The organism is uncultured Lamprocystis sp. (genome assembly GCF_903933125.1).
Taxonomy (GTDB): Bacteria; Pseudomonadota; Gammaproteobacteria; order Chromatiales; family Chromatiaceae; genus Thiodictyon.
The window spans coordinates 20472-27527 of record NZ_CAIZIZ010000243.1 but is presented as its reverse complement, the minus strand read 5'-3'; the positions used below and the strand labels follow the sequence as shown (position 1 = coordinate 27527).

Sequence of the window (7056 nt, the reverse complement as noted above, 5' to 3'; positions counted from 1 at the left end):
GGTGACGGCTGGTGTTTTGGTCGACTTCAGACGATACCGCCGGTCTCCCGCTGCCGCCACCTCCGCAGGAGCCGCCGGCCCTGGTCCAGCCCACCCGTGCACAGCGCCCGGCCTCAGGCAAAAATGGCCAAAGTCGAGGTGAAGTGGTCGCTTTGCCAGGATCATTATTTGAATAGCGTTTTAGCTTTCCATGATCTGCTCCGCTTCTTTTCTTCTTCGTGTCTTTGTGTCTTTGTGAGAGAATCTTCTTCTCCGCGCCTCAGTGAGAGCTACTCAGGAATTGCAGAATGACGGTTGATGTAATGAGCGACGCGGCCGGTGAGCAATGCAGAGTCCAGCCCTTTGCCTTGCGCGACGCTCCGGCCCTGATTGAGGCGGTGTTTCCGGCGCAGAAGGTCTCGTTCGAGGCGCAGCGCGAGCGCAAGGCTGGGGCGGGGCAGACGCTGACTGCACTGGGTTCTTACTGGAAGGGCCGCAAGCCGCTGATCCTGGTAAGGGCCATCGTGCTGGGCAGCCTTTTGCCGCAAACCGATGATCCCGAGCAGGATCTGGAGGTCTTCGAGCAACTGATGGCCTTCGACGAGGGCGGACTGGCACGACGGGAGCCGAAGATCAGTCCGGCCGAGATCGCTCAACGGGTCGCGCTGGAGGACCCCTGGAACTACTTCAGTGCCTCATGCAAGGGCAATCCGCAGAAGAAACAAGAGATCGCGGACGCCCGGTTCCCGCTGGAGTTGGACCTCTACCAGGGGCTCAACATCCGCTGGCGGCGGGATGTCGACGAGGCCGACAAGCTCGACCTGTTGACCAAAGCCCTGGCGACCTGGCCCACCTACGAGGAGCGCGCCGGGCTGTGCAAGCGTCCTGAAGAGATGGACCAGACGGCACTTTATGCCTCGATCTGGCCGGCGGTGAATGCCCACCTTGGGCATCTGGGCATCAATGCACATTCACATCAGGAATTGGTCGAGCAATTAGGTATCCTGCGCTACGGCCACCGGCCGCGGGTCGGCGATACCTTCTGCGGCGGCGGCTCCATTCCATTTGAGGCAGCGCGACTGGGCTGCGATGTCTATGCGTCGGATCTGAACCCCATCGCCTGCATGTTGACCTGGGGGGCGATCAATATCATCGGCGCCTCGCCCGAGAAGCGCGTCGAGATCGAGCGGGCGCAGCGTGAGGTAGCTAACAAGGTCGATCGTATCATTACCAAACTTGGTATCGAGCACGACAGCCAGGGGAATCGGGCCAAGGCGTATCTCTACTGCTTGGAGACGCGTTGTCCGGAGACCGGCTGGATGGTTCCAATGGCGCCGAGTTGGGTCATATCAAGAACGCATTGCGTTATCGCCAAGCTCGCTCCAGATCATGCGAGCCGGACATTTGGTATTGAGATTTTCACAGGCGTTTCTGCTGATGAGATGCAGGCCGCTGAGCAGGGAACGATACGCGAAGGAAACCTGGTCTATGATCTCGACGACAAGACCTACCGTACGCCAATCAAGACATTGCGGGGAGACTATCGTGATGCTGAAGGGAATACAGCAAATAAGCTAAGGCGTTGGGGAAAGAACGACTTCAAGCCGCAGCACGACGACGTGTTTCAGGAGCGACTCTATTGTATCCAATGGATCACTCGTGAAACACTGATGGTCCATCGCCCGACCACATTCTTTGCCGCAATCAGCGATGAGGATCTGGATCGGGAGCGCAAAGTCGAGAGGATCATCGCCAAAAATCTGAAGCGTTGGCAGGGCAAGGGGCTGATACCGGATATGATCATCGAGTCTGGCTACAACACTGATCAGCCTATTCGCGAGCGCGGCTGGATGTATTGGCATCAGCTCTTTGACCCACGTACCTTGCTGATGGCCGGATTGGTAAGCAAAATAGGCAATCAGGCGGTTGATAAGTTCAACCTGAATACACTTCTTGATAACAGCGGCCGGCTTGTTCGCTGGCACTCAACCCCTCCTCACAAAGCAGGCGGGGGCCGCGACCTGCCAGCGAATGTCTTTTCAAACCAGGCTCTGAATACGCTCTTTAACTTTGCTTCGCGTTCGTGGTGGTCCGCTGCGAATGTTCTCAGATACGAGTATCCTGGTGGATTCGCCTTCTCTTCAGTCACCCAGGTTGTGGCATCGAGTGCCCCCGATGCGAGCGTGAGTGCGGACTTGTTTGTTACCGATCCACCTTATGCTGATGCCGTCCACTACCATGAAATTAGCGAATTCTTCATAGCCTGGCTCCGTAAGAATGCCCCATTACCTTTCGACAAATGGACCTGGGACTCCCGCCGCGACCTCGCCATCAAAGGCTCTGGCGATGACTTCCGCCGCGGCATGGTCGAAGCCTATAAGGCCATGACCGATCACATGCCTGATAACGGGATGCAGTGTGTGATGTTCACCCATCAGGACAGCGGCGTCTGGTCCGACATGGTGAGCATCTTCTGGGCCTCCGGACTCCAGGTGGTCGGCGCCTGGTACATCGCCACCGAGACGACCTCAGAACTCAAGAAAGGCGGGTATGTGCAGGGCACCGTGATCCTGATGCTGCGCAAGCGCCCGGCCGGCGACCGTCCGGGCTTCAAACAGCGCCTCCTCCCCGAGGTCAAACGGGAGGTGGACGCCCAGATCAAGCAGATGATGCATCTCAACACCGAGACCGCGGCCAAGATGGGCGCCCCGGTCTTCAACGATTCGGACCTGCAAATGGCCGGCTACGCGGCGGCGCTCAAAGTGCTCACCGGCTACACCAGCATCGGCGGCGAGGACGTGACCGCCTTTGCCCTGCGCCCGCGGCGCAAGGGCGAGACCACCGTGGTGGACGAGATCGTCGAGCAGGCGGCCGAGACCGCCAACAGCCTCCTGGTGCCGGATGGCCTCGACCGCGAGACCTGGGCGGCCGTCGGCGGGATGCAGCGCTTCTATCTGCGCATGCTGGACATGGAGACCACCGGGGCCGCGAAGCTCGATAATTACCAGAACTTCGCCAAGGCGTTCCGCGTCGCCGACTATGCCGCGGTGATGGCGAGCATCAAGCCCAACGCGGCGCGGCTCAAGTCCGTCACCGAGTTCCAATCCCGAGACCTGACCGACCGCACCGAGATCGGCCCGACCCCGCTGGGTGCTCTGATCGTCGCCATTCAGGAATTCCTGGCCGAGAAGGACCCGACAGTCGTGATGGCGAACCTGCGCGACGCCCTGGTGGACTACCTGGACAAACGTCCGGTGCTGATGGACATGGCCGACTTCATCGCCGCCAAGGCCCGCGGCCCCGAGATCCGCCGCGCCGCTGAGGCCATCGCCGGCCGCATCCGCAACCAGCGGTTACAATGAGCCCTGAGAGGTCCTCACGGAGGCACGGAAGAAAGAGAAGAGGTCCTCTCACAAAGACACAAAGGCACAAAGCAGAGAAGAGTATCGTGGTTCTTTTCTTTACTTTTATTTCTTTTCTTCTTCGTGTCTTTGTGTCTTTGTGAGAGCATCTTCTTCTATTTCCTATCGCATCTTCGTGAGATAACTGAAATGAATGAGAATGAAATCGGTATGATCGTTGTGGATTGTGCCGTTAAAATTCATATGCGGCTTGGACCTGGACTGCTGGAGAGTGTCTATGAGGCGGTGTTGGCCTATGAGTTGGAAAGGCGGGGCTTGTTGGTTGAGCGACAGGTGTCGGTCCCGATCTTTTATGATGATATTTGCTTCGAGGAAGGTTTCCGGGCGGATTTGATCGTCGCCCGCAAGGTCATTCTGGAATTGAAATCCATCGAGTGCGTCACGAATGCGCACAAAAAACAATTGCTCACCTACCTGCGCCTGACCGGGATGAAGCTCGGCTATCTCCTGAATTTCGGCCAAGCCCTGATGAAAGACGGCATCACCAGAACCATCAACGGCGAACTCGGGTGAACAGAGCCGCTCACGGAAACACGGAAGAAAGAGAAGAAGTCCTCTCACAAAGACACAAAGGCACAAAGAAGAGAAGACTGTCATGGCTTTTTTCTTTCTTTTCTTCTTCGTGTCTTTGTGCCTTTGTGAGAGAATCTTCTTTCTCTTCTCGTCCGTGTCTCCGTGAGAGAATCTTCTTTCTCTTCTCGTCCGTGTCTTTGTGAGAAAATCTTCTTTCTCTTCTCGTCCGTGCCTCCGTGAGAGAATCGTCTTTCACTTCTCTTCCGTGCCTCCGTGAGAGATCAATGACCATCCGCCGCCTCTCTTCGCGCACCGATCGACTCGACCGCAGTTTCCTGGCCGAGCACCTCCAAGGCGCGCGCGGCTACCGGCGCATCGCCGGCTATTTCACCAGTTCGCTGTTCGAGGTCGCCCACGAGTGGCTGGAGTCGGTGGCGGACGTGCGTATCGTCTGCAACGTGGACCTGACCGCGGAAGACCTGAAGGTTGCCCAGGTGCGCGAGGCGCGGATGCTCGGGCGCTGGAACGAGCGGTCGATCGAGGCTGAATCGCTGATGAACCGGGAACGCTATCAGCGCCTTGATGCCTTCCTGGCCCGACGCGGCCAGGTGATTCGGGTGGCGCCGGACAGCATCTGCGGCTTCGTGCACGGCAAGGCCGGGGTCATCGAGCGGGTCGACGGGCGCCGGGTCGGCTTCATCGGCTCCATGAACGAGACCCGCCACGGCTGGCAGGACCACTATGAAATCCTCTGGGAGGACGACTCCCCCGAGGGGGTGGCCTGGATCGAGGCCGAGTTTGAGTTTCTGTGGAACGCGGCCCGTCCATTGCCGGAGGCGGTGGTCCGTGAGGTCCGCCGCCGCGGCTGGCGCACCGAGGTCGGGCTGCCGGCCATCGAGACCGAGGAGAGCCTGGCCCCGGCCGCGCTGATCGAGTCCCCCCTGTACCGCGAGGGCATGGCCCTGCAACCCTGGCAGCAGGGGTTCGTGACCGAATGTCTGCGCCATTACCACGACCATGGTCAGGTGCGACTGCTGCTGGCCGATGAGGTTGGTCTGGGCAAGACCCTGTCGCTCGGGACCGCGGCCCTGACGCTTTGCCTCTTATCCGAGCGAACGGCGCGTCGCCGCAAACCCATCGTGATCTTCGCCCCGGCCACCCTGTGTGAGCAATGGCAAACGGAGATGATCGACAAGCTCGGGATTCCCTGTGCCCGCTGGCACTCCAGCCGCAAGCTGTGGCTCGACCCCGAGGAGCGGGCGATCTCACCGAGCGGATCGGAGCACATCGCCTGCTGTCCGTTGCGGATCGGGATCGTCTCCACTGGCCTGATGGTGCAGCCATCGAAGGAAAAGGAGGTCCTGACGGGACTGAGCTTTGATCTGGTCATTCTGGACGAGGCCCATAAGGCGCGCTCGCGCCAGGGCTATGGCCAGAAGGCCGGTGAGCCGAACGAATTGCTCGCCTTCATGCACGCGGTCGCCAACCGGGCGGACCACGTCCTGCTCGGTACCGCCACGCCCATCCAGACCCAGGCCGAAGACCTATGGGATCTGGTGCGGGTGCTGCATCGGGGCAGCAACGGCTTCGTGCTCGGTAATGAACTCGCCACCTGGCATAACCCGGAGCGCGTGCTGCCCATCCTCTGCGGCGAGGAGCGGGTTCTGGACCTCAACTCCGGCTGGCGATTGCTGCGCTCACCGTTGCCGACCATGGAGTCCACCAACGAGCCGAATGCCCGCCGGCTGTTCCGCAACCTGCGTGAAGAACTCGGGCTGCGCCGGACCGAGCATCTGGCGGGTGCCTTGCCGTTGCTGTCCGCGGAACTGCGCGACGATCTGGAGACTGAGCTCGAGCGGGTGATCGACGGCGCCGCTTTCTTTCAACGCGAGAACCCTTTCGTCCGTCATGTGGTTCTGCGCAAGCGTGCGACCCTGGAGGCGCAAGGGCTGCTCGATACGGTCGCGGTCAACGTCCATCCGGACGGGGGACTGGTCGAGGACCCGCACCGGTTCAACGCCCTGTTCCAGGCGCTGGCGCTGCGCACGTCGCCGGATTTCGACCGGGCCTACGAGGAAGCACGCGCCTTCGGCCGGGTGCTCGCCAAGCGCGGCAAAGGCGGAGGCTTCATGAAGAACCTGATGGAGCAGCGGGTCTGCTCCAGTCGCGTGGCCGGTCTCAACACCGCAACCACATTGCTCGCGGGGCGTGAGATCGAGGAAGAGACCGAAGACACCGAGGTGGAACTTGCGATCCAGACCGACGCGGAGCGTGCCGCGCTCGTTGGTCTGATCGCCGCCCTGAACGGCATGGACGATGATCCGAAGCTGCGGGCGATTAGGTATTACCTGCACGACGAGGGCTGGCTGGAACTTGGCTGCATCATCTTCAGCCAGTACCACGACACCGCCCGGTGGGTGGCCGACTCCCTGGCCGCGGAGCTGCCGGGCGAGGTCATCGGGCTCTATGCCGGCGCCGAGCGCAGCCGTCTGTATCGGGACGGTCAGGCGGTCGGCATCGCCCGCGAGGCCCTGAAACGGATGGTCGCCGACCATGATATCCGCATCATGGTCGCCACCGACGCCGCCTGCGAGGGCCTGAACCTCCAGACCCTGGGGACCCTGATCAATGTCGATCTGCCCTGGAATCCGACCAAACTCGAGCAGCGCATCGGCCGTATCAAGCGCTTCGGCCAGACCCGCTCGACGGTGGATATGCTGAACCTGGTCCACCAGGGTACGGTCGACGAGAAGGTCTATGAGCGCCTGTCCGAGCGGATGCGCAACCGCTATGACCTGTTCGGCGGTCTGCCGGACACCATCAAGGACGACTGGATCGACGACATCGAGACCCTCGGTGAAAAGATGGACCAGTACATCGAAGCGTGCCGCCAGGCTTCCGGCTTCGACCTGCGTTACAGCGACAGCATCAAGCCCGACGACGCTGTCTGGCGGGACTGTGCGGCGGTGCTGGCGCGCCGCGATCTTGATAACCTGATGCGACAGGGGTGGGGAGGGTGATCGTCTTCTTTCGTTCGATTAAGTAATGAGTTTCTCGTTCCCATGCTCCAGAGTTTGGGCAAGTATTCCTTGTAGGTTGGGCTGAGGAACGAAGCCCAACGAGGAGCCAAACGTAAGGCGCT

At 60.5% G+C, this 7056-nt stretch carries 3 protein-coding genes; all 3 read left to right on the top strand.

Going from position 1 to position 7056, the window contains the following annotated elements:
- Positions 1-287: 287 nt before the first annotated feature.
- The 3 genes from QZY03_RS12145 to QZY03_RS12135 all read left to right on the top strand — a co-directional run bounded on the left by QZY03_RS12145 (position 288) and on the right by QZY03_RS12135 (position 6934).
- Positions 288-3341: an anti-phage-associated DUF1156 domain-containing protein gene (locus QZY03_RS12145; protein WP_295581347.1), complete on the top strand. Its 3054-nt coding sequence runs from the start codon at positions 288-290 to the stop codon at positions 3339-3341.
- Between the two features lie 189 nt (positions 3342-3530).
- Positions 3531-3914 (top strand): GxxExxY protein, encoded by a 384-nt coding sequence (locus tag QZY03_RS12140; RefSeq protein WP_295581345.1) that lies wholly within the window; start codon positions 3531-3533, stop codon positions 3912-3914.
- 284 nt (positions 3915-4198) lie between these two features.
- Positions 4199-6934: a phospholipase D-like domain-containing anti-phage protein gene (locus tag QZY03_RS12135; protein ID WP_295581343.1), complete on the top strand. Its 2736-nt coding sequence runs from the start codon at positions 4199-4201 to the stop codon at positions 6932-6934.
- The last annotated feature ends 122 nt before the right edge of the window (positions 6935-7056 follow it).